28 protein-coding genes, 1 tRNA gene and 1 pseudogene are annotated in these 25,093 nt (G+C 62.4%); 24 read left to right on the forward strand and 6 right to left on the reverse strand.

Translation table 11 applies throughout. The features are described from left to right. The 3 genes from MOV74_RS04640 to MOV74_RS04650 all read left to right on the forward strand — a co-directional run. On the forward strand, positions 1-401 hold a 401-nt coding region (locus MOV74_RS04640; RefSeq protein WP_246918377.1), incomplete at its 5' end, for a response regulator. A gap of 318 nt (positions 402-719) precedes the next feature. Next, positions 720-793 (forward strand) — tRNA-Gly (locus MOV74_RS04645). Between the two features lie 311 nt (positions 794-1,104). Continuing rightward, the gene (locus MOV74_RS04650; protein WP_246918379.1) at positions 1,105-1,542 is read left to right on the forward strand and encodes a hypothetical protein; all 438 of its coding nucleotides are present in this window, start codon (positions 1,105-1,107) and stop codon (positions 1,540-1,542) included. A gap of 317 nt (positions 1,543-1,859) precedes the next feature. Here the strand turns inward: MOV74_RS04650 and MOV74_RS04655 are convergent, their stop codons facing one another. After that, positions 1,860-2,291 (reverse strand): helix-turn-helix domain-containing protein, encoded by a 432-nt coding sequence (locus MOV74_RS04655; protein ID WP_246918381.1) that lies wholly within the window; start codon positions 2,289-2,291, stop codon positions 1,860-1,862. 275 nt (positions 2,292-2,566) lie between these two features. Between MOV74_RS04655 and MOV74_RS04660 the strand changes: the two genes are divergently transcribed. Together MOV74_RS04660 and MOV74_RS04665 are read left to right on the forward strand one after the other, a co-directional pair. Further along, on the forward strand, positions 2,567-3,430 hold the full coding sequence (locus tag MOV74_RS04660; RefSeq protein ID WP_246918383.1) for an alpha/beta fold hydrolase: 864 nt from the start codon (positions 2,567-2,569) through the stop codon (positions 3,428-3,430). A 34-nt stretch (positions 3,431-3,464) separates the two neighbouring features. After that, positions 3,465-4,469, forward strand: coding sequence for an NADP-dependent oxidoreductase (locus tag MOV74_RS04665; protein ID WP_246918646.1), 1,005 nt, complete (start codon positions 3,465-3,467; stop codon positions 4,467-4,469). Between the two features lie 426 nt (positions 4,470-4,895). Here the strand turns inward: MOV74_RS04665 and MOV74_RS40770 are convergent, their stop codons facing one another. After that, the gene (locus MOV74_RS40770) at positions 4,896-5,018 is read right to left on the reverse strand and encodes a hypothetical protein (RefSeq protein WP_256468856.1); all 123 of its coding nucleotides are present in this window, start codon (positions 5,016-5,018) and stop codon (positions 4,896-4,898) included. Positions 5,019-5,119: 101 nt separating this feature from the next. Then, on the reverse strand, positions 5,120-5,398 hold the full coding sequence (locus MOV74_RS04670; RefSeq protein ID WP_246918385.1) for a hypothetical protein: 279 nt from the start codon (positions 5,396-5,398) through the stop codon (positions 5,120-5,122). A gap of 127 nt (positions 5,399-5,525) precedes the next feature. Between MOV74_RS04670 and MOV74_RS04675 the strand changes: the two genes are divergently transcribed. Continuing rightward, the gene (locus tag MOV74_RS04675) at positions 5,526-5,786 is read left to right on the forward strand and encodes a hypothetical protein (protein WP_246918387.1); all 261 of its coding nucleotides are present in this window, start codon (positions 5,526-5,528) and stop codon (positions 5,784-5,786) included. Between the two features lie 63 nt (positions 5,787-5,849). Next, positions 5,850-7,139: a c-type cytochrome gene (locus MOV74_RS04680; protein ID WP_246918389.1), complete on the forward strand. Its 1,290-nt coding sequence runs from the start codon at positions 5,850-5,852 to the stop codon at positions 7,137-7,139. A gap of 36 nt (positions 7,140-7,175) precedes the next feature. On the opposite strand, the gene MOV74_RS04685 is transcribed toward MOV74_RS04680, so the two are convergent. Further along, a complete protein-coding gene (locus MOV74_RS04685) occupies positions 7,176-9,146 on the reverse strand; it encodes a 4Fe-4S binding protein (RefSeq protein ID WP_246918648.1) in 1,971 nt (656 codons plus the stop codon). 178 nt (positions 9,147-9,324) lie between these two features. Here MOV74_RS04685 and MOV74_RS04690 point away from each other — a divergent pair, with 178 nt between their 5' ends. The 10 genes from MOV74_RS04690 (at position 9,325) to MOV74_RS04735 (ending at position 18,439) form a co-directional block, all read left to right on the forward strand. Continuing rightward, positions 9,325-10,050, forward strand: coding sequence for a biotin/lipoate--protein ligase family protein (locus tag MOV74_RS04690; RefSeq protein WP_246918395.1), 726 nt, complete (start codon positions 9,325-9,327; stop codon positions 10,048-10,050). A gap of 8 nt (positions 10,051-10,058) precedes the next feature. Then, positions 10,059-10,541 (forward strand): DUF6505 family protein, encoded by a 483-nt coding sequence (locus tag MOV74_RS04695; RefSeq protein ID WP_246918653.1) that lies wholly within the window; start codon positions 10,059-10,061, stop codon positions 10,539-10,541. Then, positions 10,534-11,541, forward strand: coding sequence for a DUF6352 family protein (locus MOV74_RS04700; protein WP_246918408.1), 1,008 nt, complete (start codon positions 10,534-10,536; stop codon positions 11,539-11,541). Before MOV74_RS04695 ends, MOV74_RS04700 begins: the two co-directional genes overlap by 8 nt. Continuing rightward, positions 11,538-12,050: a DUF3305 domain-containing protein gene (locus MOV74_RS04705; protein ID WP_246918411.1), complete on the forward strand. Its 513-nt coding sequence runs from the start codon at positions 11,538-11,540 to the stop codon at positions 12,048-12,050. Before MOV74_RS04700 ends, MOV74_RS04705 begins: the two co-directional genes overlap by 4 nt. Further along, entirely contained in the window at positions 12,047-12,655 is a 609-nt protein-coding gene (locus MOV74_RS04710) for a DUF3306 domain-containing protein (RefSeq protein ID WP_246918413.1), read from the forward strand. Before MOV74_RS04705 ends, MOV74_RS04710 begins: the two co-directional genes overlap by 4 nt. A gap of 132 nt (positions 12,656-12,787) precedes the next feature. Then, positions 12,788-13,579, forward strand: coding sequence for a molecular chaperone TorD family protein (locus MOV74_RS04715; protein ID WP_246918417.1), 792 nt, complete (start codon positions 12,788-12,790; stop codon positions 13,577-13,579). 43 nt (positions 13,580-13,622) lie between these two features. Next, positions 13,623-13,832, forward strand: coding sequence for a twin-arginine translocation signal domain-containing protein (locus MOV74_RS04720; RefSeq protein ID WP_246918431.1), 210 nt, complete (start codon positions 13,623-13,625; stop codon positions 13,830-13,832). 11 nt (positions 13,833-13,843) lie between these two features. Beyond that, a complete protein-coding gene (locus MOV74_RS04725; protein ID WP_246918434.1) occupies positions 13,844-16,792 on the forward strand; it encodes a formate dehydrogenase subunit alpha in 2,949 nt (982 codons plus the stop codon). Between the two features lie 12 nt (positions 16,793-16,804). After that, complete coding sequence (gene fdh3B, locus MOV74_RS04730; RefSeq protein WP_007592757.1) at positions 16,805-17,401, forward strand: formate dehydrogenase FDH3 subunit beta; 597 nt, start codon at positions 16,805-16,807, stop codon at positions 17,399-17,401. A gap of 36 nt (positions 17,402-17,437) precedes the next feature. After that, entirely contained in the window at positions 17,438-18,439 is a 1,002-nt protein-coding gene (locus tag MOV74_RS04735; protein ID WP_246918497.1) for a formate dehydrogenase subunit gamma, read from the forward strand. A 34-nt stretch (positions 18,440-18,473) separates the two neighbouring features. On the opposite strand, the gene MOV74_RS04740 is transcribed toward MOV74_RS04735, so the two are convergent. Continuing rightward, complete coding sequence (locus MOV74_RS04740; protein WP_246918499.1) at positions 18,474-18,677, reverse strand: hypothetical protein; 204 nt, start codon at positions 18,675-18,677, stop codon at positions 18,474-18,476. 306 nt (positions 18,678-18,983) lie between these two features. On the opposite strand from MOV74_RS04740, the gene MOV74_RS04745 reads away from it, so the two are divergent. The 7 genes from MOV74_RS04745 (at position 18,984) to MOV74_RS04775 (ending at position 24,703) form a co-directional block, all read left to right on the forward strand. Further along, positions 18,984-20,285: a DUF2235 domain-containing protein gene (locus MOV74_RS04745; protein WP_246918502.1), complete on the forward strand. Its 1,302-nt coding sequence runs from the start codon at positions 18,984-18,986 to the stop codon at positions 20,283-20,285. A gap of 19 nt (positions 20,286-20,304) precedes the next feature. Beyond that, positions 20,305-21,597, forward strand: coding sequence for a pentapeptide repeat-containing protein (locus MOV74_RS04750; protein ID WP_246918505.1), 1,293 nt, complete (start codon positions 20,305-20,307; stop codon positions 21,595-21,597). Positions 21,598-21,636: 39 nt separating this feature from the next. After that, positions 21,637-22,173, forward strand: coding sequence for a hypothetical protein (locus tag MOV74_RS04755; protein ID WP_246918507.1), 537 nt, complete (start codon positions 21,637-21,639; stop codon positions 22,171-22,173). Positions 22,174-22,441: 268 nt separating this feature from the next. Continuing rightward, positions 22,442-22,894, forward strand: coding sequence for a DUF2231 domain-containing protein (locus MOV74_RS04760; protein WP_246918510.1), 453 nt, complete (start codon positions 22,442-22,444; stop codon positions 22,892-22,894). Next, entirely contained in the window at positions 22,891-24,228 is a 1,338-nt protein-coding gene (locus MOV74_RS04765) for a sorbosone dehydrogenase family protein (protein WP_246918513.1), read from the forward strand. Before MOV74_RS04760 ends, MOV74_RS04765 begins: the two co-directional genes overlap by 4 nt. A gap of 58 nt (positions 24,229-24,286) precedes the next feature. Next, the gene (locus MOV74_RS04770) at positions 24,287-24,490 is read left to right on the forward strand and encodes a hypothetical protein (protein ID WP_246918522.1); all 204 of its coding nucleotides are present in this window, start codon (positions 24,287-24,289) and stop codon (positions 24,488-24,490) included. A 42-nt stretch (positions 24,491-24,532) separates the two neighbouring features. Further along, positions 24,533-24,703 (forward strand): hypothetical protein, encoded by a 171-nt coding sequence (locus tag MOV74_RS04775; protein ID WP_246918548.1) that lies wholly within the window; start codon positions 24,533-24,535, stop codon positions 24,701-24,703. A 22-nt stretch (positions 24,704-24,725) separates the two neighbouring features. On the opposite strand, the pseudogene MOV74_RS40775 reads toward MOV74_RS04775, so the two are convergent. Continuing rightward, positions 24,726-24,851: pseudogene (locus MOV74_RS40775) on the reverse strand (sugar kinase); the annotation flags it as partial. Positions 24,852-25,093 lie beyond the last annotated feature (242 nt).

The raw sequence follows: 25,093 nt of genomic DNA on the forward strand, positions 1-25,093 counted from the left end.
ACCCGCGCGCCAAGACACGCGGACACGAGACGATCCTCGTGGTCGAGGACGATCCGCTGGTGCAGGGCTATGTCATCGCCCAGCTCGGCAGCCTCGGCTATCGCACGCTCGTGGCCGGCGACGGCGCTTCGGCGCTGGCGCTGGTCGACCAGGGCGCGAAATTCGATCTCCTGTTCACCGATATCATCATGCCCGGCGGCATGAACGGGCGGGAATTGGCCGACGCCGTCCGGCTGCGCCGGCCGGGCGTGAAAGTGCTCTACACCTCGGGCTACACCGATGACGCCATCGTCCACGAAGGGCATCTCGACCCCGGCGTGGCGCTGCTCGGCAAGCCCTACCGGAAATCGGAGCTGTCACAGAAGATTCGCGAGGTGCTTGCGGGCGAGCCGCCGGCCTGAGCCGTGCGATCGACGAAAAAGGCGCGGCGGGGAGGCCCCGTCGCGCCCGATTTCTTGCTCGCTGGTCCAGGGCCGAGAGCGCCCCGATGCCAAGCCCTTATCCAGAGCTCAGCGGGCGATCCCAGCGAGGTGACAGCGCTTGGTAAGAGACACTGGATCACCTCCTTTCGTTGGTTTCGGAAGATTTCAATATAGGCGGCATTGCCGCCGCTGTTAAGGGCGGCGGGCCCGGAAGGAACCAGGGCGGCGCGCAAGACGGGGAAGGCTGCCTCCCGGGCAGTTGAGACCGCCGCCCGGCCGTGTTAGGGAGCCCATCACGCGGGTGTAGCTCAATGGTAGAGCAGCAGCCTTCCAAGCTGAATACGAGGGTTCGATTCCCTTCACCCGCTCCAGCTCTTCTCTATTTTCCCCTGCAGGATCAATTCGTTAGACGGTTCGCTGAATCACGTCAACAATCAATTTCTGATTTGACGATTCTTAGGGCGCAAATAGGGCGCAGAATCTTCGAAAGCGATTGATGCATCGGAGCTTTCAGACTCTGAGCGCTTTAAGTCATCAGCCTGAAAATTCATCTTCGTGCTGACTGTCGTTTTTGATTCGTGCTTCGCGATCGTCTTTGATCATATTTTATCACGGCAAATAGTTTCGCGCGGATAATTCGCGACAACATCATCACAGCCACGAACCCACGTGGCCCCAATTTATGAATGACAATGAATTTGATTTGCGCCAAGGCGACTGCCTTGAACTGATGCGAGATCTACCGAACGTTAGCGTGGTGGGAAGGGTTAGACGGATGTCACCGCAACGGCTCCACGACAAATACAAGTCTCGCATCTTGCAGCCGCATGAAAGTAGTCGAGACGCCGATTTAATAGGCCTCATGGCGGCCAACGGCGAACGCGGTACGGTCTTTCACGTCCTAAATCACATTCAAGAGCAATACGAAGACATATACACCGTGCTCATCGATGACCGGTCGGTTGTTACTTTCGAGATTCCGCGCGCTGCTGGGGCGGTGACCGTCAAAGAACTCAGTGTTTTCTCTCTTAGTCAATATCGTGAAGAACTAGGCCAAGGGAAGCGCCGCATACGCCTGGATCGAGCGGCGGAAGATGCACGGAAACTCCTCATCAAATGAGCAAGGTTAGGCGATCAGTTGGCGGCCTGCTCCAAATCGCGAACGTCCGCTTCTGGCCCCCTTATCGGACCTCGTGCAGTGTCCGCTTGTACGCCGCTGTTGGCGGCTAAGCGGACATCGCGGGTTTATGATGGTGAGCTCTCCGCCGACAAGGTCCCCGGCCAGATGCCTTTCTACCGCGTCAAAGTCACGCTCAACGGCGACGTTGAAGTAGGTTGACACTTTCCAAGAAGTGTCTTGGCGGCCGCCGCCTAAGTGCCGAGTCTACTGGGGTAGCGCGGCCAAACCGCACAAGATGGAGATGCCAAGAGGGTTGCTCATTCGGGTGCGATGATACGAATAGGACGTGTTCCGATCGGAGCGCCGGTCGCGCGGTCGATGGTAAGGGGATCAATCTCTGTTCCATTCTCGGCGTCGAAAAACCGGATAACCTTGCCTCCGCCACGATGCTTGCGTCCCCACGCGCCAATCGCGAAGAGCACCGGCAGGAAGTCGTGCCCGGCTTCCGTCAAAACATATTCGTCCCGTGGCGGACGCGCTGAATAGCGACGTTTCTCCAGCAACCCTTCGTCAACCAGGGCTGAAAGCCGCCCCGTCAGCATCGTCGGCGCGATACCGAGACTCTTACGAAAGTCGTCGAAGCGGGTCAGCCCCCCATGGGCGTCCCGCATGATCAGCATGCTCCATGCGTCCCCGACCAGCGCCAAGCTCCGGGCGATCATGCAGGGCTGGGTCGAAAGTTTTTTCATGTCAGTCTCGTTTTAGTAGTGACTTGGTACTAAATTGATAGTAACAGATCGAGCGTCGGTGTTCCACAGCAAATTGAGAAGCCGGAGCCGAGCAAGACAGAACGCGGCATTGCGCTGATCCCGGGTGCTTCCGCCAGCATTGGGCTCGCGTCGGCGCCAGCGCTCCGGAGCGATCAGCAAGTGCATCTGGTGGCGAGCAAAGGAAGAGGCGCGCCATCCGACCGATGTCCCTTCCATCATTGGGACCCGGTTTCAGCCGAACTATGGAGTAAGTGATGTCTAATTATGTCTGCCACGCCGGATCGGTACTGCGCTACGTGGATGCGCCAAATCTTTCGATCAGTGCTGCAGGAACAACCTTCGCCTATCGCGACATCGGTCCGCGCACTGGCGTGCCATTGATCCTTCTCAACCATTGGGGCGCGGTTCTCGACAATTTCGATCCACCGATCGTCGATGGGCTCGCCACCAGGCATCGCGTCATCGCGATCGATTACCGAGGTATCGGCGCTTCAAGCGGGAAAGCGCCTGTTACCGTCGGCGAAATGGCACAAGATACGATTGCTCTGATCGCCGCGCTGGGCTTCGAAAAAGTCGATCTGCTCGGCTTTTCCCTCGGCGGCTTCGTGGCCCAGGACATCGCGCTGAAGGCGCCGGGTCTCGTGCGAAAGCTGATTCTGACCGGCACGGGCCCGGCAGGCGGCAAAGGTATCGAGAAGGTTGGGCCGGTGTCCTGGCCGCTGATGATCAAGGGCTTGCTCACCTTGCGAGACCCGAAATTCTACCTGTTCTTCACCTCCACGGCCAATGGCCGCCGGGCCGCAAAGGCCTTTCTGGCAAGGTTGAAGGAGCGCAAGGTAGATCGGGACAAAGGAGCCACGCCAGAGGCCCTGTTGCGGCAACTCAAGGCGATTAAGGGCTGGGGCCAGCAGGCGCCTCAGGATCTCGGCAGCCTCCGCATCCCTGTCCTCATCGCGAATGGCGATAACGACATCATGGTGCCGACCGCAAACAGCACCGACATGGCACGGCGTATCCCGGGCGCACAACTGGTCATCTACGAAGATGCCGGGCATGGCGGGATTTTCCAGAACCACGCCGATTTCGTGCCGAAGGCGCTGTCCTTCCTCGACGCCTGACGCCGGGACCAAATCTCAAATTGGAGATGACATCATGAAGGCATTCGTTGTCGACAAATACAAGAAGAAAGGCGCTCTGCGCTTGGCAACCATGCCAGAACCGGAGCTGCGGGACGATGATGTCCTGGTTCGGGTTCACGCAACTGCTGTGAACGTTCTGGACTCCAAGCTCAGGGATGGAGAATTCAAGCTCATCCTGCCGTATCGTCCGCCTTTCACTCTGGGCCACGATGTTGCCGGGACAGTCGTCAGGGTTGGCCGCAATGTCAGGCGGTTCAAGGCGGGCGACGAGGTCTACGCACGGCCGCGCGATCATCGGATCGGAACATTCGCCGAATTCATTGCGATGAACGAAGCCGACGTGGCGCCGAAGCCCACGAACATCAGCATGGAAGAAGCCGCCTCCATCCCGCTGGTGGGACTGACCGCCTGGCAGGCGCTGGTCGAGGTGGGCAAGCTGAAGCCTGGCCAGAAGGTCTTCATCCAGGCTGGCTCCGGTGGCGTGGGGACTTTCGCGATCCAGCTCGCCAAGCATCTCGGTGCGACCGTTGCGACGACGACGAGCGCGAAGAATGTCGAGCTGGTCAAGAGTCTCGGCGCGGACCTGGTCATCGACTACAAGACGCAGGATTTCGAGAAGGTCTTGTCGGGCTACGATCTGGTCCTGCACAGCCAGGATGCCAAGACGCTTGAAAAATCTCTGCGCGTGCTCAAGCCGGACGGCCTGCTCATCTCGATCTCCGGGCCGCCCGACCCCGAATTCGCCAGGGAGCAGGGCATGAACCTCTTCCTGAAATTGGTGATGCGCTTGCTGAGCCGTAGTGTGCGGAAGAAAGCCAGGAGCCTTGGTGTTCGCTTCTCATTCCTGTTCATGCGCGCGCAGGGGCAGCAGCTGAGCGAAATCACGTCCCTGATCGAATCCGGCGTGATCCGTCCGGTCGTGGACAAAGTGTTCCCGTTCGAAAAAACCGGCGATGCGCTCGCCTATGTCGAGACCGGGCGCGCAAAGGGCAAGGTCGTGATCAGGGTGGCGGACTAGCATCCACGGTGGGCCCATCGAAAATCACAATGCCGCTCATGCGGGTGCACACGGATGCCAAACTCATAACGTCGCCGGCAACGAAAAGATTTGGGAACGCGTCCTGTCCCTGCTCGTGGCCGGGGCGAGCGTATTAGGCGGAAGCACCGTTTTGCTGATACAGGCGTTGCCGCCCATACTTCACGGATCTCTGATCGGTTCAGGCAGGCACTCGCGCCAATTCCCGGCCGACTTCCCAAGCTCAGGCTTGGAGAGTTGAGGCGATGGAAGGAAGTGAGAAGCAAGAATCGCCAGTCCGGCAGATGACGCGGACAACTTCAAGGTGGAATTCCTGACGCATTCCGCCCTAGGCGCGATCAATGCTCCAACAACCGATCACGTTGTCGCAAGCGGCGGCCCCGCCGTCTCTCTCTTTCGGGGGCGGTCTTACAAGCGCACACCGGTTGTGGCAAACGCCTGGGCAACGGGCTCCTGTACCTGATCCAGGACCGCCATCGCCGCAATTGCGATCACAATGGCTGCGGCGCAGCCGAGCAGAAAAGCCTTCATGCCAAACTCCATCACTTTCAATCCGCACGCATCTTACGATGCCGCTTCCTGCGGGCAGTCGTGACGAACAATCCAGACTTCGCCCGCCGTTCCTGCCGACTCTAGGGGCTCTTGAAAACCGGGTCGATTGGAAATGCATCGCCGATCAAGCCCAACGATTGAAGGTCGGCGCTGTGCAATTCCACTTCCAATATGGCGAGGAGCAGCGCAAGCACGACGACCGTGAGGATGAGGAGAGGCGAGGCTTCCCGTGCGGCTGGATCTGGGGCAATCAAGTGCACGCGCACGGCGCGTAGCCATGAGATCACCCGCAGCAATGGCCTCGACTGCTCCTGCATGCCGTTTTCCTTGACATGACGAGCAAAGACGTGACGAACCAATGCTAGGACTCGCGCCGCAGGCATTCAAGGGAAGAATGCCGACGACGGGCGAACTGACGCAGCGCACGCTGAGGAACGGATATCGATCCTTGCTCGTTGAAGCTCGGGCTCCAAAGGAGGATTCGCCGTGAAGGCACTGACATCCATCCTATGCCTGGCAGCGGTCGCAGCCTTCGACAGTGCGCTCGCCCAGTCCGGACAGACAGGGCCGCCTGCGACACAGACCCAGCCCGAAGAGAAGGGCCAACCGCAGCCACAGGGTTGGACGGGCCCGATCAATACAGGCTCGGGCGGCGCGCCCGCCGAAAGCCCGCAAGGCCAGAGCCCAGCCGGGATGCAGGCGGCGCCCGAGGGCTCGTCCAAGAAGGTCGTGGCACCGGAGAAGTAGACGTGGTGCCGCGGAGCTTTATTTCAGCGCAGCCGTGGACGTGACCATGTTCGGCAGAGATTGATGAGATGGGCTTGGTGCGCCTGGGCCATTGCAGCCCTCCTCGAGATTGTCGCTGCGTCAGCGGCGCACGCGCAGCTTGCGGGCCACGGCGGCCCCGTCCGGGCGCTCGCTGTTTCGGCTGACGGCGACAGCCTGTTGTCGGGCAGCTTCGATACGTCCGCCATCCGCTGGTCGCTGCAGACCGACGCGGCGGGCGAGGTGCTGCGGTATCATGCGGCTGCCGTCAACGCCGTTGCGTTCCTCCAGGACGGCCGCATGATCACCGCGGGGGCCGACGCTCGGCTTGCGGTCTGGACGGCAGGCCGCCAGCAGCCCGATCAAGTCCTGGAAGGACATAGCGGTCCGGTCGTGGCACTCGCCGTGGCGCCGGACGGATCGACGCTCGCCTCGGCGTCGTGGGACCACAGCGTGCGGCTCTGGTCCCTGGCCGATGGTGCGTCCCGCGTGTTTCAAGGCCACACGCAGAATGTGAACGGTGTGGCCTTCGCTCCGGACGGCATGTCCCTCGTGAGCGTCGGCTACGATCGTGCTTTGTGTATCTGGCGCTTGCCGGAAGGCCGACCTGAAACGGTGGAACTGCCGGCGCCATTGAACGCGGTCGCCATCGCGCCCGATGGCGAGATCGTCGCGGCAGGGGCGGACGGCAAGCTGCGCATGCTGACGACGGACGGAAAGCCGGTCGGCGAGGTGGCCGCAGGCTCGGCACCGATCGTCGGCTTGGCGCTTTCAGACGATGGGACGCTGATCGCCGCCGCAGGCATCGGCGGCACGGTTGCCATTGTGGAGCGTAAGTCCCGGAGTGTGTTGAGGACACTCGTGGGGCCCAGCTTCCCGGTCTGGTCTGTCGTCTTCCTACATGATGCAGCAACGATCGTGACCGGAGGTGCGGACGGAAAGATCCGGCGTTGGAATCTGCAGAGCGGTGAGCCGGTCGGTTCAAACCTGCTCGGGACATCTTCGGGTCCGCTGGCCGCCTATGCGGGCGATCATGGCGCCGAAATCTTTCGCGCCTGCGTTGCCTGTCACACGCTGTCGGCCAAGGAGGCGCAACGTGCGGGGCCGACGCTTGCCGGATTGTTCGGCCGGAAAATCGCCTCGCTCCCCGGCTATCGGTTTTCCGAGGCGCTCAAGACGATGGATATCGTCTGGACCCCCGAGACCGTCGCAAAGCTGTTTGAAGTCGGGCCCAACGCCTACACGCCGGGAACGAAGATGCCGGAGCAGCGCATCGGATCGGCAGAAGACCGCCGCGCATTGACCGACTTCCTGGCCCGGGCGACCTCGCAATAGGTGAGGGCTCCAACCCCACCGAGCGGGCGTTCGCGCTCAGGTCTTGGTGTCCGGCCGGCGCAAATAATCATCAGTGGTTCGGGGCGGCTCGCGTTCCGGCACGCCCTCGAACGGATCGAACTGCTGTTCACTCATCACGATCACGCGGCAATCCGCGCACATCCTGATGGCGTCGAGGCGCTTGTCGCCGGCCGGATACATCCAATGCCGGCCCTCGAGCTTGGCCGCGATGCGGTCAATCGTGCTCTTCACGCCGAACGCCGTGCCGCAGCGGACGCAAAGCGCAGGCTCTTCCTCCTTGATCACAATCGCGGGCGCGCGGCCGGCGTGGAAATTGATCTGGGGCTTCAGCGTAATGACCCTCTCGGGACAAGTGCTCTGGCAGAGGCCGCATTGCACACAGGCATCTTCGACGAACTTGAGCACCGGGCGGTCAGGATCGTCGCGGAGCGCGCCGGTCGGGCAGACGGAAACGCAGGACAGGCACAGCGTGCATCCCCCGGTATCAACGTTCACCGCGCCAATCGGAGCGCCCTGGGGCAGGGCGATGACGTCAACCGGCTTCGGCGCAAGGCGATGCAGTTCGCCGAGCGCGAAGCGAAGCAGGTCGCGCCGCTTGCCGATTGTCTTGAACGTCGCCGGGGGCTTCACCGCAGCAAGTCTCTCGATGCCTCGCAACTGCTCCAGCAAGGCATCCGGATCGTCGGTTTCGATCGCAGCCACCCGGCGCCCTTCAAATCCGAGGCCGGCAAGGATGGTCACTGCCATGTCGATTGTTTGCCTCAGCCCGGTCACGTCATGCCGCGGCTTGCCGCGGAGCAAAAACCGGAACGCGGCTGCTCCGTAGGCAAAAGCACCGATGACAGCCTCAATCCCAACCTGCGTCACCTCATTGACGGCAAGAGGGATGACTTGCGCAGGCAGACCATCGCCGTGACGGGCGAGCGCGTCGATCAGCGGCGTGCCATGCTGGCCCTCGTGCAGCAACAGGACCGGGTTCGATCCGCCGGCCCGGTCGTAGGCGAGCAGCATGGCGCGGATGGTCTGAAGCTGGGTGTCCGCAGGCGGCAACGCGTAGGACGCCGCGCCGGTCGGACAGGCGGCGGCACATTGGCCGCAGCCGGCGCAAATTTCCGCATTGATGGCGACGTGATCACCAGCCGGTGTGATCGCACTCGTGGGACATAAATCGAGACAGCGATGGCAGCCGGTCAGGTTCGAGCGCGAATGGGCGCAAAGGTGGGGCGTGAATTCGATATATTTTGGCTTGTCGAAACGTCCGACGAGATCGCGCGCGCTCAGGACGGCGCGGAGCATGGCGCCCGGGTCCTTTGGGTCGGCCCGCAGGTAACCGTCGCGCAGGTCATGCGCCGGAAACAGCGGTCTCTCTCCCGATAGGTCAAGGACGATGTCGCAATGCGAGGTGGCGCCGCTGCGTGGAGGTTCAAAGACGTAGTGATCGCGCGAGGAGGGACGCGGACGAGCGTATTCGTCGATCGTGAGCTCGAAACCGCCAAAATGTCCTCTGGCGTTCCGGATCGTTCCCTTCACGACCGGGAAGGGCGTTGCCAAAGGCGATATGGTCTCGCCAGGCTCCCTCAACATGACCGTCACATCGAGATGATCCGAAAGTAGCCGCCCGGCTTCGATCGCCGTCTGATCCCGGCCATAGATCAGGATGACCCCGTCGCTCGCAAGCGTGACCAGCGGATAATCGGGTGCCTGCACGGCGCTCGCTGCGAGCAGCGCCGCCATTTTGGGGCCCGCTTGCGCGCCTTCGGTCGACCAGCCTGCCGTCTCGCGAATGTTCGCGAAAGCGATGGGCGCGCAACGCTCGCCGGCTTCCTCCGCAAACAAGGATTGCCGATACGTGCAGGCAACGGTCAGCGGGCCCGCTGCCTTTGCGCCTGCGCGAAAGTGGTCGAGCTCGGCGCCGCACAAGTGACGAAAGCTCTTGATGTCGCTATTACCGCATCCGCGCTTGATGGCAGCCGTATCGAGCCGCATCGTGTCTTCGCACGAGCAAATCAGGATGGTCTTCGCTGGCTGCTCCAGGTTCATCCCTCCCGAGAAGGCGACGAATGGTGGGCTCGCGCTCATCCTTTGCCTCGTATAAATATTGTCAATTGGGAAAAAAGGGAAAGTGGAGGACGGCCTGCGGTCGATCCCAACCAGCCACGCTTCCATGGCGGAACCGATCCAATTGCCGCCACCCTTTACTTTGGTCCGGTTGCGCGAGAGCGGAGATGCCTTTGCTCATGCATGCCGCATTGCACCCGAAAGCGGTGCCGGCACGCTAGTCTATGTCGGACGGTTTGATCTGGCCGAGTTCGCGGTGGTGCTGGAGCCGGCCGAGCCGCTGATCACCGCGCGCCGCGCCTTCTACGCCGGCATGGTCGCCCTGACGGACGCCCTGCGTGCCTATGCGCCGCCGACCAAGGCGGTTGCGATCGATTGGCCTGATGCGGTGAGGATTGACGGCGGGCTGGTCGGCGGGGGACGGCTGGGGTGGCCCGCGTCCGCGGACGAGGATGAGCCGCCGGACTGGCTCGTCTTCGGGGCCATGCTCCGGACAGTCATGATGAACGATCACGATCCAGGAGTTCATCCGCTCGCCTCGGCCCTTGATGAGGAAGGGTTTGGCGAGGCCGGCGCGGTGCAGGTGACCGAGAGCTTTGCGCGGCACCTGATGCGGGCGACCGATAGCTGGCAGGTCGATGGATTTGACAGCGTCGCGCGCGAATATCTCAACCGCATCCCTCGCGAGCGGCAGGCGGTTCGACGCATCGACGATCGCGGTGATCTGCTCACGCGCCGCATCGGTCGTGACACGACCGAGCGGGCAGACCTCGTGAAAGCGCTCGCCACGCCATCCTGGCTCGATCCAAAGCTCGGAGGGCCCCGGTCGTGAAAAAGGCGGTGAAACTTCTGCGCACCATCGCGCTCGATGCCTCCGACACCTTCGTGTTCGACGCGCCGGCAATCTCAGGCGAATGGGCGGTCTCGGGCGCCTTCCGCTTCTGCGATCAGGATCCGGCGAAACTGAGCGGAAAGGCGCGGGCCGCCTTCCGCAGCGGCTTTCTCGGCGTGCGCTCCTGGGGGTGGTCGACGCTGGCGCAGATTGTTCCGGCGACTGAGGATGATTGCCAGGCGCTGATCGAACTGCTTGCCAGCCAACTCGTGGATCTCTTCGGCGCACCGGACATGGCAATTGCGAGGACCGCTGCGGAAGAGGAAGTCACGTTTGCGCAGTCGCTCTGCACGCATCCGATCAGCTCGCTGATTGCGGTCCACCGCTCGGGGCGCGACGGCGAAGTCCACGAGGTCTTCCGCAAGCTGCAACTGCGGGAAGGGCAGCGGCATGGCAAGGCATTCTCGTTCATGGAAGTCGAGGATGAGTGATTTCTGGATCGCATGCGGCCATCATCTGCTCGATCGCGACGAGAGCGGCGGGCTTTGCGTCACCGACGAATTCCTGAAGGCTTATTTTGTCCGCCCCGAGCTGATGCCCCCGAAGGACGCGTGTCCGGTCGAACGAAGACTGCATCGTGAGATGCTTGCAGATCCGCGCCGGGTGGTCGTAGCCGACGAGGTCGCTGCGATCGCCGATGAGGACGCGCGGGAGAACTGGCGCTTGGTACTGGGGTTTCGCGATCTCGTGTTGCGGCACCCGACGCTCGAAGCTGCGTATCTCGCGGCCCTGCGCTCGCGGTCAAGCGAGCTGCCGCCGCTGTTCATCGATCAGCTCGTGCACGTGATCTTGCGCAATGCGCTTGATGACACCGACGATCCGTTCGTGCTGCGCGCCGCCGAGCTGTTTTTTCGGCCGCAGCGCATCCTACCGCATGAACAGGCGTTGCTGCTTGGCGATGAAGAGGTCGTCGGCGGTCGCAGCCCGACGCCTATCTTGTCGCTGATCTCGATGCTGGGCACCAAGACGGACGCGCAGCTCGACGTTTTGAGCGAGGACAATGCCGAGAGCTATTGGGACCGCAGCGACCAGTTCGATATGGCCCTCGATCTCACCGCGGGTGGGCGAGGGGCGCGCGCGCTGGCGCAGGCCATGACACGCTGGGTCTCCCATCTGCTCGGGATCGATGTTGCCATTGAACCGCTGACGGAACGATGCGAGGTGAAGCTGACCTGGTATATCGGGTTGGACGCTGACGCCACCAAGCTGGGCGATCGGCTTTGGCACGGCGAGGAACTTGACGAGCCCAGCGCAGGGCGCGTGCTTTCGCTGTTTCGCCTGACCTTTGCGGATTCTCGGCTCGCCATGGAGACCTTGCAGGGCGAGCCGGTCTATCTGATCCTGGCGACGACAGCGGATCAGAAGCTCCGCATGAAACCGCAGAATCTGCTGACGGGACTCCCGATCAGGCGCCTGGAGACCATCTCATGAGCGCTGCCCTGCCAATCCTGCGTATCCCCGTCGGCATCGTCGTCGAACGGCGCAAGGCGGAGTCGCCTTGGGTAGATTTCATCTGGCGGAGCGCCGCCGTGTTGCCGGACGAACCGAATACGAAGCCCTGGACAATCTTGCGCGAGCAGGAGGGCAACACCTTGTTTTATGCCGGCAGCGCAACGGTTGACCTGTACGTGTCGGAAACCGCGCGTTACCGCGACAATATTGCCTCCGGAACGCCGAGCATCTGGGTGGTCTTGAGCCCATCCGAGGGAGACTGGCCTTATGGCATCGCCGCCGCGACCGCTGATCCCGCGGAAGGAGAGGGGTTTACCGAGGCCGCTGACAATCTGGTTGAAGCCGTGCCGATGCCCGAGGTGGTCCGCGAGGTGATTGAATGCTTCGTTGCCGAACACCACGTCGAGAGAGAGTTCGTCAAACGCGAGCGACGGCGCGCCGATCCGGAGGCCCTGGCGCGTCGGCAGGATGAAGGCGGGCATGAATGACTGAGGAAGAGTTTCTCGCACGTTGGTCGCGCCTTAAGCGCGGGTCAAAACCGAATGCTCCGCCAGCGGAAATAGCCGGGCCGGCCGATGAAGCCGCGGGACCATCTCCGGCGGCCGAGGCCGAACCGGAGGTGGATCTCGCCAGCTTGCCGTCGATCGATGCGATCGCGGCGGGGACCGACATCACCGCGTTCCTGCGCAAAGGTGTTCCGCAGGACTTGATGCATCTGGCTCTTCGCCGCGCCTGGACGGCCGATCCGGCGATCCGCGATTTCGTGGGACTAGCCGAGAACGCCTGGGACTTCAACGATCCGACTGCCATGCCGGGGTTCGGACCGCTCGATTGCTCGCAGGCTGAGCTGAGCGCCTGGGTCGACCGGATCGTCGGCGGCCTGCGTAACGCCGCAGAGGCGCAGGCTGACGTGCCGACGCAGTTGCAGGAGTTCTCGGATGTTCCGAACGCGGATGTTGTGCACTCCGCCGTGCTTACAGAGAAGCCTGATGAAGCTGTCCTCACGGAGATCGCGACTTCCGCTGCATCGCAACCGACGATGGAAGCCAGCACTGTTCGGCGCCGCACACACGGCGGTGCCCTGCCTCGCTAGGGTTGCGACCAAAGGCTATAGCCTTAACCTATGGGTCGGCAATTGACCGCCTGCGGAACCAGGTCTACGCTTCGCTAGCGCTTTGTTACGCAAGCAAAATCAGTCACTCGGGTCTCGTGCAAGGAGGTCCCTATGCGTGACGCCGGGCTTGATCGTGCCATTAACGCCGCAGGCGGCGTGGCCCACCTTGCGCGCAAAATAAGCATCAGCCAGCCCTCGGTTTCGAACTGGAGCAAGATACCCGCCCAGCGGGTAATGGCGGTGGAAGCGGCAACGGGCGTTCCCCGCGCCGAGCTGCGGCCTGATCTCTATCCTGATCAACATCACGAGCGCACGGTAGCGCGAGACAGCATCGATCCGATCGATATCGCGCGGGCGCAGGAATATGGCCTTCTCGCCGTCTTGCTCGCGGCGGCGCCGTCGAAGAGCCTGCTCGACCGGCTTGCCGGTTTGAGCGGAGATGTGACCCCGCTCGGTCAGGCTCACGCCGGCTTGGCGGAAGCCGCTTCGCGCGCGAGCGCAGCTCAGGTTGAGCGCGAATATTTCGACCTCTTCGTCGGCCTCGGCCGCGGCGAGTTGCTGCCTTACGCCTCCTACTATTTGACCGGCTTCCTCAACGAACGGCCGCTGTCACGTTTGCGAACCGATCTCTCGGCGCTCGGCATCGCGCGCGCCGAGGGCAATACCGAACCCGAGGATCATGCCGCCATCCTCTGCGAAATCATGGCCGGAATGGCTGACGGCCGCTTGGAAGCGCCGTTCGCTGCGCAGCGTGCGCTGTTCGATAAACACGTTTCATCCTGGATGGGACGTCTGTTTGCGGACATGGAACACGCGGCGAGCGCAAGGTTCTATCGCACGGTCGGCACGCTCGGCCGCCTGTTTATCGAAATCGAGAGACGAGGATTTTCGTTCGCCAAGTGACCAAGCCAAGTGACTAAGCCAAGGGTGGTCCGGGAGAGATGCGATGAGCGATGAAAAAAAAGCGATCGTTGGACGGCGCGACTTTCTCCGCAAGGTTGGCATCGGCACGGTAGGCGCTGGCGCCACGCTGGCGACGCCGCTCGTCGGCTCTGCGCAAGCCGACAGCGAGAACAGCGATGAGAAGCGCAAGGCGCGCTACAAGGAAACCGATCACGTGAAGGCCTATTACCGCGTCAACCGCTATCCCGCCTGAGGGAGGCTGCCGTGCTTATCAAGCGAACAGATCAGCATTCCGGATCCGAGCGCCGTGGTTCGGTCGCGGACACCCTGGCAAGTCAGACCCGCGGTCTCGATCGCCGCGCCTTCCTGCAAAGGTCCGGTCTTGCGGCTGGCACGCTCGCGGCACTCGGCTCCATGCCGGTTTCCGGCGTGCGCAAGGCGGAGGCCGCCGTGGCCGGTCCGCTGGCCGCCGGTGCCACCGTGAAGAAAAGCATCTGCACGCATTGTTCGGTCGGTTGTACGGTGACAGCGGAAGTGTTGAACGGGGTCTGGATCGGCCAGGAGCCGACCTGGGAGTCCCCCATCAATCGCGGATCGCATTGCGCGAAGGGTGCTTCCGTACGCGAGCTGGTGCATAGCGAGCGGCGGTTGCGCTATCCGATGAAGCTCGTGAACGGGCAATGGACGCGCGTCTCCTGGGAGACCGCGATCAACGAGATCGGCGACAAGATCCTCGAGGTTCGCGAAAAGTCGGGACCCGATTCCGTTTATTGGCTCGGATCGGCCAAGATGACCAATGAAGGCTCATATCTGTTCCGCAAGCTCGGGGCGTTCTGGGGCACCAACAACACCGACCATCAGGCACGTATCTGTCATTCGACCACCGTCACCGGCGTCGCCAACACCTGGGGCTACGGCGCGATGACCAACAGCTACAACGATATCCGCAATGCCAAGACCCAGATGATCATGGGCGGCAATCCGGCCGAGGCGCATCCGGTTTCGCTGCAGCATCTGCTCGAGGGCAAGGAGCTGCAAAAGGCCAACTTCATCGTCATCGACCCGCGCATGACGCGCACCGCTGCGCACGCGACGGAATACGTGCGGATGCGTCCGGGCACCGACATTCCGGTGCTCTACGGCATGATGTGGCACATTCTCCAGAACGGCTGGGAGGACAAGGAATTCATCAGGCAGCGCGTCTACGGCTTCGACGATCTCCGCAAGGAAGTGGAGAAATGGAATCCGCAAGAGGTCGAGCGTGTCACCGGCATTCCCGGCGAACAGCTCAAGCGGGTCGCCAAGTTGTTCGCGACCGAGAAGCCGTCGACGCTGATCTGGGCCATGGGGCAGACCCAGAAGACCGTCGGCACCGCCAATGTGCGGGCGAGTTGCATCCTGCTGCTCTTGACCGGCAATGTCGGTGGACCGGGCATGGGCGCCAACATCTTCCGCGGCCACGACAATGTGCAGGGCGCGACCGACGTTGGGCTCGATATCGTGACACTGCCATTCTACTACGGCCTCGCCGAGGGAGCGTGGAAGCATTGGTCGCGGGTCTGGGACGTTGACTACGAGTTCTTGAAGTCGCGCTTCGATTCCAAGCAGATCATGGAAACTCCCGGCATTCCGCTCACCCGCTGGTTCGAGGCGGTGACGTTGCCGAAGGAGCAGGTCGCTCAGAAGGACAATGTGCGGGCGGTGTTCGTTCAGGGACACGCCAGCAATAGCATCACGCGCATTCCGGAGTCTCTCAAAGGCCTGAAGGCGCTTGACCTGCTTGTCATTGCCGATCCGCATCCGACGACCTGGGCATCGCTGGCGGTCGAAGCCGGGCGCAAGGAGGGTGTCTACATTCTTCCGGTGGCCACGCAATTCGAGTGCAAGGGATCGCGCGTCGCTTCGAACCGCTCACTGCAATGGGGCGAGCAGATCGTCAAACCGATCTTCGAATCGAAGGACGACCTCGAGGTCATCTACCTGATGGCCAGGAAGCTCGGCTTCGCTGACCAGATGTTCAAGAAAATCAAGGTCGAGAACAATCTGCCTGAAGCGGAAGATGTGCTGCGCGAGATGAACCGCGGCAGCTGGTCGACGGGCTATTGCGGGCAATCGCCCGAGCGGCTCAAGGCGCACATGAAGAACCAGGCCAAGTTCGACATGCTGACGATGCGTGCGCCCAAAGACGATCCCGAGGTCGGCGGCGATTATTACGGCCTGCCGTGGCCGTGCTGGGGCTCGCCGGAAGTCCGGCATCCCGGCACGCCGTTGCTCTACAACACCAATCTCGCGGTGATGGACGGCGGCGGCACGTTCCGGCCGCGCTTCGGCATCGAGCGCGAGGAGAAGCTGCCCGACGGCACCACGCGCAAGGTCAGCCTGCTGGCCGACAAATCCTACTCCAAGGATTCCGAGATCCAGGACGGCTATCCCGAATTCACCTTGGCGAGCCTGAAGAAGCTTGGCTGGGACACGGATCTGACCGAAGCCGAAATGGCGACGATCATGAAGGTCAATCCGGCCAATCCGGATTCGGTGTCGTGGTCGCTCGATCTCTCAGGCGGCATCCACCGGGTCGCGCTCAAACACGGTTGCGTGCCGTATGGCAACGGCAAGGCGCGGATGAACGCCTTCGGCCTGCCTGATCCGATTCCGGTCCATCGCGAGCCGATCTACACGCCACGTGTCGACCTCGTCGAGAAATATCCGACGCTGCCCGATGCCAAGCAGTTCCGCATGCCCAACATCGGCTTCTCGGTGCAGAAGGCAGCCGTGGAGAAGGGGATCGCCAAGCAGTTCCCGCTCATCCTTTCCTCGGGCCGTCTGGTCGAGTACGAGGGCGGCGGCGAGGAGACGCGCACCAATCCGTGGCTTGCCGAGCTTCAGCAGGACATGTTCATCGAGATCAATCCGGCCGATGCCGCTGATCGCGGCGTCAAGGACGGCGGCTGGGTCTGGGTCACGGGTGCCGAGAACAATTCCAGGGCGCGGATGAAGGCGCTCGTCACCGAGCGTGTCGGCAAGGGCGTCGCCTGGATGCCCTTCCATTTCGGCGGCTGGCTGGGAGGCAAGGATCTTCGCAGCGCCTACCCGAAGGGGACCGATCCGATCGTGCTCGGCGAAAGCGCCAACACCATCACGACCTACGGATATGATCCCGCGACGGGCATGCAGGAGCCCAAGGTCACGCTTTGCCAGATCGCGGCGGTATAGGGAGCAACGACGATGGCACGTATGAAATTCCTCTGCGACGCCGACCGTTGCATCGAATGCAATGCCTGCGTCACCGCCTGCAAGAACGAGCATGAGGTGCCCTGGGGTATCAACAGGCGCCGCGTGGTCACCATCAATGACGGCAAGCCCGGCGAGCGCTCGATCTCGATGGCCTGCATGCACTGTACCGACGCGCCCTGCGCGGCCGTGTGCCCCGTCAACTGCTTCTACACCACCGCCGACGGCGTGGTGCTGCACTCCAAGGACCTCTGCATCGGCTGCGGCTATTGCTTCTACGCCTGTCCTTTCGGCGCGCCGCAATATCCCAAGGTCGGCAACTTCGGCTCGCGCGGCAAGATGGACAAATGCACCTACTGCGCCGGCGGCCCCGAGGCCGACGGCAGCAAGGAGGAATACGAGAAATACGGCGCGAACCGGCTGGCGGAGGGCAAGCTGCCGCTGTGTGCCGAGATGTGCTCGACCAAGTCGCTGCTCGCCGGCGACGGAGAGATCATTGCTCAGATTTACAAGGAACGCGTGATGAAGCGCGGTTACGGCTCCGGCGCGTGGGGCTGGAAGACCGCGTATCGCGAGACGATCGAGTCCTGACGCGGACGGCAGAAGGACGCGATACGGGAGGCGCAGATGGCGTCATTTGGAAGATTTGCAAGCTTGCTGTTTGGTGTATGTGCGCTGCTTCTGGTGCTCACGGCGGTTCCTGCGAGTGCCCAGCAGGTGAACCCGACCGCGAGCTCTGTCAAGGAGCAGCAACTGCTGCAGGAACTCAACCGGATCCAGGGCCGTGTCAGCATTCCGGATCAGAGGTCGGGCGTGCTCGAGCAACCGCAGGGGCGCGAGTGGCGGGAGTTTCGCAATGTCACGCTGCGCTGGATCGGTGGCGTTGCGATTGTCGGCATGTTGGCTGTGCTCGTGATCTTCTATCTCACCCGTGGCATGGTGCGGCTCGAAAGCGGGCGATCGGGACGCACGATCGTGCGCTTCACCGTTTTTGAGCGTTTCGTGCATTGGATGACGGCCACCTGCTTCATCATCCTCGCCATCTCGGGTCTGAACATCACCTTCGGGCGGCCGCTGCTATTGCCTCTGATGGGGTTTGAAGCCTTCTCCGAGTGGTCGCAATGGGCGAAGTATGCCCACAACTATCTGAGCTTCCCGTTCACCATCGGCGTCATCCTGATCTTCCTGATGTGGATCGCGGGAAATATCCCGAACAAGGTGGACGTTGCCTGGATCAAGCGGGGAGGAGGCATTGTCGGGCATGATCATCCGCCGGCCAATCGCTTCAATGCCGGCCAGAAGATGATCTACTGGATCGTCGTGATCGGCGGCGGCCTCGTTGCCGCAACGGGATACGCGCTGATGTTCCCGTTCTACATGAGTGGCATCGAAGGCATGCAGATGGCCCAGATCATCCACTCCGTGGTGGCTGTACTGTTCGTGGCCGCAATGATCGCGCATGTTTACATCGGCACGATCGGGATGGAGGGAGCCTTCGAGGCCATGGGCTCGGGTGAGGTCGACCTCAACTGGGCGCGCGAACATCACAGGCTTTGGCTCGACGAGCAGATGGCGCGAACTGGACCGAACGATCAAAAGCCGCAACGGGCGCCCGCTGCGGCTGAATGAAAAGAACGGCTGATACAGGTTGGTTCGGTATGCTCTATTGCGTCCGCTCTCTGGCGAACAGGACGGACCGGTCTTCGATCTGCTGCTCCGGCAGCGTGCCCGCCTGGCCTGTTTGCAGTTCTTGAATGTTTGGCATGCCGCTCTGTGCAGAGCGAAAAAGTGCGTGCGATCTGAGCATGCTGCTGGCCGCACTGATGACGAGCAGAGCCGAGACGAGCGAAAGCATAATGCGTTTCATCCGACATCTCCATCCGGAGTTGCATCCGCCAGGACGGAGTAAGCTTTAATTCGCCCCGGTGATGTGAGCCGCTTCACATCTTTCCGAGTTTTTTCGGGTTCCCACGGCTGACAAAGGGCGGGGCGATCCTCGTTGGTTCGGTTTCCGGCCTACCCAAGGGCTACGCAAAACAGCGGCCCTCGGAAAGGCGTGTCGGCGAACCTGCTGGACATCGTCCGGGCAAGTGTAGCATCCTCAAGTTGCTGGCGGGCGGGTACGATCGCTTGATTGATCGCGTGTTCTGTCGGTGCAGGCCGGGGGGCTGGGGTGGCGAAGCGGATCATATTGCTGCTGGACGGCACGTGGAACGATGCCGATGATGGCGGCGCCGATACCAACATAGTTCGTCTCCGGCAGAGAATTGCGGAGCATCTCTCCAACGCGAAATCTCGCGCTACGAGCGATGTCACCAGCTCCGGCGCGGTGCGCCAGCAGACATTCGTGCTGACAGGAGGCAAGCAGGGCGGCCTTGAGAACGTCATCCTCTATGCGCGAGGAGTTGGAACGAGTGGCTTCCTGGACCGGTTCAGCGGCGGCGCCCTCGGACTTGGCCTGTCGGACAACGTTCTCCGTGCCTACACCTTTCTGGCTCAGCACTATAACCAGGACGACGAGATCTACATCTTCGGCTTTTCGCGGGGCTCCTACACTGCCCGTTCGTTAGTAGGATGTCTGGCGGCCGTCGGTCTGGTCCACCGCAACAAATTCGACGCGAAGGCTCTGTCGCTGCTGTGGGCATATTACCGCACGCATCCGGCAAATCGCCTTCCCCGTGACGAGATCCGACTGAGGAGGATCTCGTCAGGCCCGAGGAGTGTGCCGGTGAAGGTGCTCGGTGTGTTCGACACCGTGGGTGCCCTGGGGATTCCCTTGAATGCGTTCTGGAGGGAGAATCGCGACCTGTACGGCTTTCATGACGTCGGCCTATCGGAGATCTGCGAGCACAGCCTGCAGGCGCTGGCTATCGACGAGCACCGCGAGGCATTTGAAGCCACCCTTTGGCGGCGGCTGCCCTTCACCGCGCGGCCTGCGAACGTGGAGCAGGTCTGGTTCGCGGGGGCTCATGCTGACGTCGGCGGCGGCTATGATCGCTCGGGACCGCATCGGCTCGACGACATCACCCTGGACTGGATGATCAAGCGCGTTCGTGACATTGCCGGCGACGACTTCCCGTTGGACCCGGCACCCCCCCTGGTTCAGCATGGTTGCATCGTGGCGCCTCAGCACGAACCGCGTCGCGGGCTGTATCGGCTCCTGCCATATGTCTACCGGTCGATCGGAAATCTGCCGGTGCCGGTCGCACCCAGGCCGTTCGAACGGAACGTATGCTTCGACCGACACGCGAAGCCGATCGGAGAGGCGATCCACGTCAGCGCCATCGAGCGCCTGGGCCTGCCCGTCAGGATCGGCGGCGCTGACGCGACCTACGCTCCTCGCAACCTCGTGTCGGCCCTTAAGCATCTGGTTGCACCGAATGGCGGCGTCGCCGTCATGGACTGGAACGCCGAGTCTATGGCGCCGCAACTGGCGACGGCATTGATCCGGCAGGGGCTGCAAAGAGTCGGGTAACCGCGAGCGGAGCGTCGTCATGTTCTTCCTGATCGTGCCTCTCATCTTCATCGCGACTTTCCTGCTCGGCGCATTTCTCTGGTTCTGGTGGGCGGCGCCCCGTGCACAGGTTCCGCTTCACTTCGACGCCGATCAGATCAAGCAGCTTGAGGTGCAGGACCGCCTGCGGCAGACATCCTACCAGGTCCTGACCGGGCTCGGGCTTGTTGCAACCTTCATTGCAGGCGCCGTCCAACTCTGGCTCACGAGCAATCAGTGGAATGCAGATTACAGGCTTCGTCTGGATCACGAGCAGAGCCAGCAGTTCGCTGAGGCGACCCGTAGCCTGGTTGAGGCTGGCGACAAGCCTTACGCGCAGATTGCGGCGCAGCGGATCGCCAACCTCGTCTCGGAGAGTCCAACTCTCAGGCAGCAGGCCGTCACGGTTCTGGAGAGCGTCGTCATCGATCATACGAAGGGCAACCGGATGCGGGTGTCCGGTACCTGCGATGCAGGGGATCCCACCCGGGAACGGCCGATCGTCGAGCGCCGCGAAGAGCCGCCACCCGCCGCTCAGGCCGCCATCCAGCAACTCGGCGGCGCTGCGTTGGCAAGACTCCGCCTTTCCTCCACCGGCAGGTCGTGTGCCGGCGGCAAGCCCTTGAATCTCGCCAATCTTGGATTAGACAATTTCGATCTCAGTTGGCTCGACCTTTCGTGCTCGGTCATGACGCAAGCCCAACTGCGTCGGGTCAGTCTTCGGCACGCCAATCTCTTTGGGGCGGATCTTGGCGGCGCGAGCCTTGCGGATTGGGACATCCCGGGCTCCCCGGCCACTTCGAAATGGTGGACAAAGGATCGCGTGACGTCGCGGTTCACCGCCGAGAGCATTGGGTTCGATGAAACCGATCCGGCACCGGAGTCGAAGAAGGCGAAAGACAGCTCGCTTCCCAAGCTGGACGTATGGCAAACTTATCGCTGCTTCATCACCGATTTGCGCTACGCCGATCTCCGCGGTGTCAACTTCGAGAACGCTGCTCTGGGGGGTGCCGATTTCAGGCGCGCGGATCTAACGGGGGCCAATCTGTGTGGTGCCACTGTCAGTCGGGCCAATTTCACGGGCGCCAAGGGTCTTACGACCGCCATGCTGCGGCAGGCCTGCGTCGGTCGGCCGGAGGATGATGACGACACCATCGTCGCCTCACAGCCCTTGGGCCTGGAGCGATATTTTTCCGACGATTTCAAGCGCATCGCCAGGTGCGGAGCTCGGCGCAGCGATTGCCAGCCAAATTCTCAAATGTCGAATGCCTTGATCAACCGGCCGCGCCGCTGAAAGGCGCCGGCTGTTCTATGTGAATTTCGGGAGGGAACGATGCGCGCTATCACTCTGGCCGCCGCGGCAATCATCTGGCCGTTCATCGTAGCCATGTTTTCCAGCAAACTCGGCGCCGATGTGAGCGCTCGCTTCCTCGAGCGTCCTGGACACATTCCGTCGACGGGCAACGCCCTGACCCGAAAATCGCTCGAGAAGTGGCTCAGGTCGCCCGACAACGGTCCATTCCGGAAGCCCTATGCCTATCTCATCATGCCATTGGACGTCGTGTATATTTCCCTCGTCGGAGGGTTTTTCATACTGGGTTCTATATGGCTGGTGTCGGCGCTGATATGGCCTCAGCCGGTCGAGTGGTGGCCGTATTGTATCGGGGTCTGCATCTTGCCGGCTGTCTATATCTTCAGTGATCTCGTGGAAGATGCTTTAATCGCATACGTCATGTCGCGTCAGGATGTGAGCGATAGGACATTCAATTTGATGCGCTTGGCCACGACGATCAAGATCTGGTCGTTTGGAGCGGCTGCGGCTCAGACCCTTGTTCTGGGAATTTGCGCAATTTTCTGGAGTGCAGCCTGATTGCCGCCCGGACGAGCGCGGCCTGCCGAAGGCTATTTTCTCGCTGCTCGCGTTCCTTCCGCGCACGGTCGACCGCGCCGCCCTGAGGCTGCCCGCTGACCTTCACGCCGGGAAGATGATCGGTGATCGAACTCATGGCCACTCGTGCTTGTTAGTTCCGCGCGAAAGCCCAGCTGCAGCGCTGCCTGCGGCCCAGGGAGCTGAGGAACCTTCGCAACGAGGTCGAGTTTTGCCATAGGGGAAAGGGCCCTTGGCAAGAGGCAAGTCCGTGCAGCAAGACGTGCGCGTGCGCACCACCGCGCAGATCGCGGGTCATCCCATTCATCCGATGCTGGTGCCGATACCGATCGCGTGCTTCGTCGGGGCGCTGCTGACCGACATCGCCTATGTCGCCAGCGCCGAGATCATGTGGGCGGATTTTTCCGCCTGGCTGCTGCTCGTCGGCGTCGTCTTCGGCGTGCTGGCGGCGATCGCGGGCCTGACCGATTTCCTCGGCAACCGGCTGGTGCGGGCGCAGACGCCGGCCTGGCCGCATTTCATCGGCAATGCCGTGGTGCTGGTCCTCGCGACCGTCAACGCGCTGATCCATACCCGCGATGCCTGGACCTCGGTGTGGCCGACGGGGCTCGTTCTGTCCGTGATCACGGTGCTGATCCTGCCCGTCACCGGCTGGCTCGGCTGGGCCATGGTCTATCGCCACGGCGTGGGAGTTGCGCGATGACGTTCTCGATTGCCCGCGCGCTGTTGTGCTCCTCGCTGCTGTGTCTTGCCGGCTGCAATGACGGCAGCGGCGATCCGAAGGCGCAAGTGGGCGCCAACCCTGTTCTCCCTGACATCCAGCAATATCTGCTGCCGCCGGTCCACATCGCCCGCATCGTCGGCTGGAAGAAGGACGAGACGCCGACCGTGGCGCAGGGCCTGCAGGTCAAGGCCTTTGCGACCGGCCTGCAGCATCCGCGTTTCATCTACGTGCTGCCCAATGGCGATGTGCTGGTGGCGGAATCCAAGGCCCCGAAGGGGGGCGCGATCAAGCGGCCCAAGGAGATCGTCATGGGATATATCGAGTCCTGGGCGACATCAGGCGGCGACGACACCGGGCCGGGCAACCGCCTCACGCTGCTGCGTGACGGCAATGGCGACGGCGTGCCGGAGACGCAAAGCGTCTTCCTCGACCATCTCAACTCGCCGTTTGGCATTGCGCTGGTCGGCAACGATCTCTACGTCGCGAACACCGACGCCATCGTCAAATATCCCTACACGGAAGGTGATACCAAGATCACCGCGCCGGGCACGGTGCTGACGCCGCTGCCGGGCGGGCCGATCAACCATCACTGGACCAAGAGCCTGGTCGCCAGCCCCGACGCCTCGAAGCTCTATGCCGGCGTCGGCTCCAACAGCAACATCACCGAGAACGGCATGGAGGCCGAGCACAACCGCGCCGCGATCCTCGAGGTCGATCGCGCCAGCGGCCGCTGGCGCGTGTTCGCAAGCGGCCTGCGCAATCCGAACGGGCTCAGCTTCGAGCCGCAGACCGGCGCGCTGTGGACGGTGGTGAACGAGCGCGACGAGCTCGGTCCCGATCTCGTCCCTGACTACATGACCTCGGTGAAGGACGGCGGCTTCTACGGCTGGCCCTACAGCTATTACGGCCAGCACGTCGATCCCCGCGTCAAGCCGCAGCGGCCGGATCTCGTCGCCAAGGCGATCGTGCCGGATTATGCCCTGAGCTCGCATGTCGCGCCGCTCGGGATGGTTTTCAACACCGGCTCCAGCCTGCCGGTCGCTTATCGCGGCGGCGCCTTCGTCGGCGAGCATGGCAGTTGGAACAGGCAGGTGCTCAACGGCTACAAGGTGGTGTTCGTGCCGTTCACGGACGGCAAGCCGAGCGGACCGGCGCAGGACGTCGTGACGGGCTTCCTGAACAGCGACAACAAGGCGCGTGGCCGTCCCGTCGGCGTCGCCATCGACAAATCAGGCGCCTTGCTGGTCGCAGACGATGTCGGCAACACGGTGTGGCGGGTAAGCGCGGTCCATCCGCAGCTGACGCAACGTTAAGCCCGCCGGCGCGTTATCAGGCAAACGTTCCTTTGAAAGCCAAGCCAGGAGTTCGACTATGGGCCTTGCTCAATATGCCATCGTTCCGGTGCAGGACGAATGGGGCGTGCTGCACGACGGCGACGTCAGGAGCAAATACGCCACCAAGGAAGCCGCATTCGAATCGGCTGTCGCCGCAGCATCCCTCGCGCTTCGTGAGGGGCATGAAGTCCATGTCAGCGTGCCCGGCCGCGAAGCCGGCGACAATGCGCCCGGTGTGTAGGGCGACTGGCCGCGGAACGGCATGCGAGAAAACGAGGCCGCGATGACCAAGCCCCGTGAGCCGAACGGCGTCGAGCCAGCCCGCTCCGAGGACGACATCCAGCGCGAGCAGCTGGGTCCTCGTGGGGTCCCCGGTGCGCCGGACCCTGCCAAGATGACGCCACAACGCGACAAGAAGACACCGAAGCACGTCGATCCCGGCCATACGGCCTGATGCGGCTCGGCCGTTCACATGATCAGACGATCAACCGCCCGCGCCGCTCTGCAATCCCGACAACCTCGGCACCTGCATTGAAATCGAGCCGGTCGGCTTCGACGCCATCGCTGAAGATGACGCCCGCCATCAGCGAGCGGATGCGCAATTAATCCGCGGAAGCGAGCGCCCGGCCCAGAAGCAAGGCCGCGCAGCTTCGTGTCTGCTGCGGGTTGCGGGCATAGTCGCCGCGGGTCCGAGTAGTCCATAACATCATGTTAGGTTTATCTCATAACTGGGTAATTGTGTTAGCCCGGCGAAAGCCTATTGTCGTCCTCACTCAAGACACCACCGGCAGTGCCAAGCGCTCGCGGAGCTCCGCAGAGCGTCCGGGAATTGCTAATTGTCCGA

This window comes from Bradyrhizobium sp. SHOUNA76, assembly GCF_023006445.1.
Classification (GTDB): Bacteria; Pseudomonadota; Alphaproteobacteria; order Rhizobiales; family Xanthobacteraceae; genus Bradyrhizobium.

Coding starts and splice junctions, on each gene's coding strand:
- MOV74_RS04705 (WP_246918411.1), top strand. CDS start 11,538: ATGAGCGCTGCCCTGCCAATCCTGCGTATCCCCGTCGGCATCGTCGTC.
- MOV74_RS04680 (WP_246918389.1), top strand. CDS start 5,850: ATGAGATGGGCTTGGTGCGCCTGGGCCATTGCAGCCCTCCTCGAGATT.
- MOV74_RS04665 (WP_246918646.1), top strand. CDS start 3,465: ATGAAGGCATTCGTTGTCGACAAATACAAGAAGAAAGGCGCTCTGCGC.
- MOV74_RS04710 (WP_246918413.1), top strand. CDS start 12,047: ATGACTGAGGAAGAGTTTCTCGCACGTTGGTCGCGCCTTAAGCGCGGG.
- MOV74_RS04740 (WP_246918499.1), bottom strand. CDS start 18,677: ATGAAACGCATTATGCTTTCGCTCGTCTCGGCTCTGCTCGTCATCAGT.
- fdh3B (WP_007592757.1), top strand. CDS start 16,805: ATGGCACGTATGAAATTCCTCTGCGACGCCGACCGTTGCATCGAATGC.
- MOV74_RS04700 (WP_246918408.1), top strand. CDS start 10,534: ATGAGTGATTTCTGGATCGCATGCGGCCATCATCTGCTCGATCGCGAC.
- MOV74_RS04685 (WP_246918648.1), bottom strand. CDS start 9,146: ATGCGGCTCGATACGGCTGCCATCAAGCGCGGATGCGGTAATAGCGAC.
- MOV74_RS04735 (WP_246918497.1), top strand. CDS start 17,438: ATGGCGTCATTTGGAAGATTTGCAAGCTTGCTGTTTGGTGTATGTGCG.
- MOV74_RS04750 (WP_246918505.1), top strand. CDS start 20,305: ATGTTCTTCCTGATCGTGCCTCTCATCTTCATCGCGACTTTCCTGCTC.
- MOV74_RS04650 (WP_246918379.1), top strand. CDS start 1,105: ATGAATGACAATGAATTTGATTTGCGCCAAGGCGACTGCCTTGAACTG.
- MOV74_RS04715 (WP_246918417.1), top strand. CDS start 12,788: ATGCGTGACGCCGGGCTTGATCGTGCCATTAACGCCGCAGGCGGCGTG.
- MOV74_RS04690 (WP_246918395.1), top strand. CDS start 9,325: ATGGCGGAACCGATCCAATTGCCGCCACCCTTTACTTTGGTCCGGTTG.
- MOV74_RS04765 (WP_246918513.1), top strand. CDS start 22,891: ATGACGTTCTCGATTGCCCGCGCGCTGTTGTGCTCCTCGCTGCTGTGT.
- MOV74_RS04775 (WP_246918548.1), top strand. CDS start 24,533: ATGACCAAGCCCCGTGAGCCGAACGGCGTCGAGCCAGCCCGCTCCGAG.
- MOV74_RS04755 (WP_246918507.1), top strand. CDS start 21,637: ATGCGCGCTATCACTCTGGCCGCCGCGGCAATCATCTGGCCGTTCATC.
- MOV74_RS04660 (WP_246918383.1), top strand. CDS start 2,567: ATGTCTAATTATGTCTGCCACGCCGGATCGGTACTGCGCTACGTGGAT.
- MOV74_RS04720 (WP_246918431.1), top strand. CDS start 13,623: ATGAGCGATGAAAAAAAAGCGATCGTTGGACGGCGCGACTTTCTCCGC.
- MOV74_RS04770 (WP_246918522.1), top strand. CDS start 24,287: ATGGGCCTTGCTCAATATGCCATCGTTCCGGTGCAGGACGAATGGGGC.
- MOV74_RS04655 (WP_246918381.1), bottom strand. CDS start 2,291: ATGAAAAAACTTTCGACCCAGCCCTGCATGATCGCCCGGAGCTTGGCG.
- MOV74_RS40770 (WP_256468856.1), bottom strand. CDS start 5,018: ATGAAGGCTTTTCTGCTCGGCTGCGCCGCAGCCATTGTGATCGCAATT.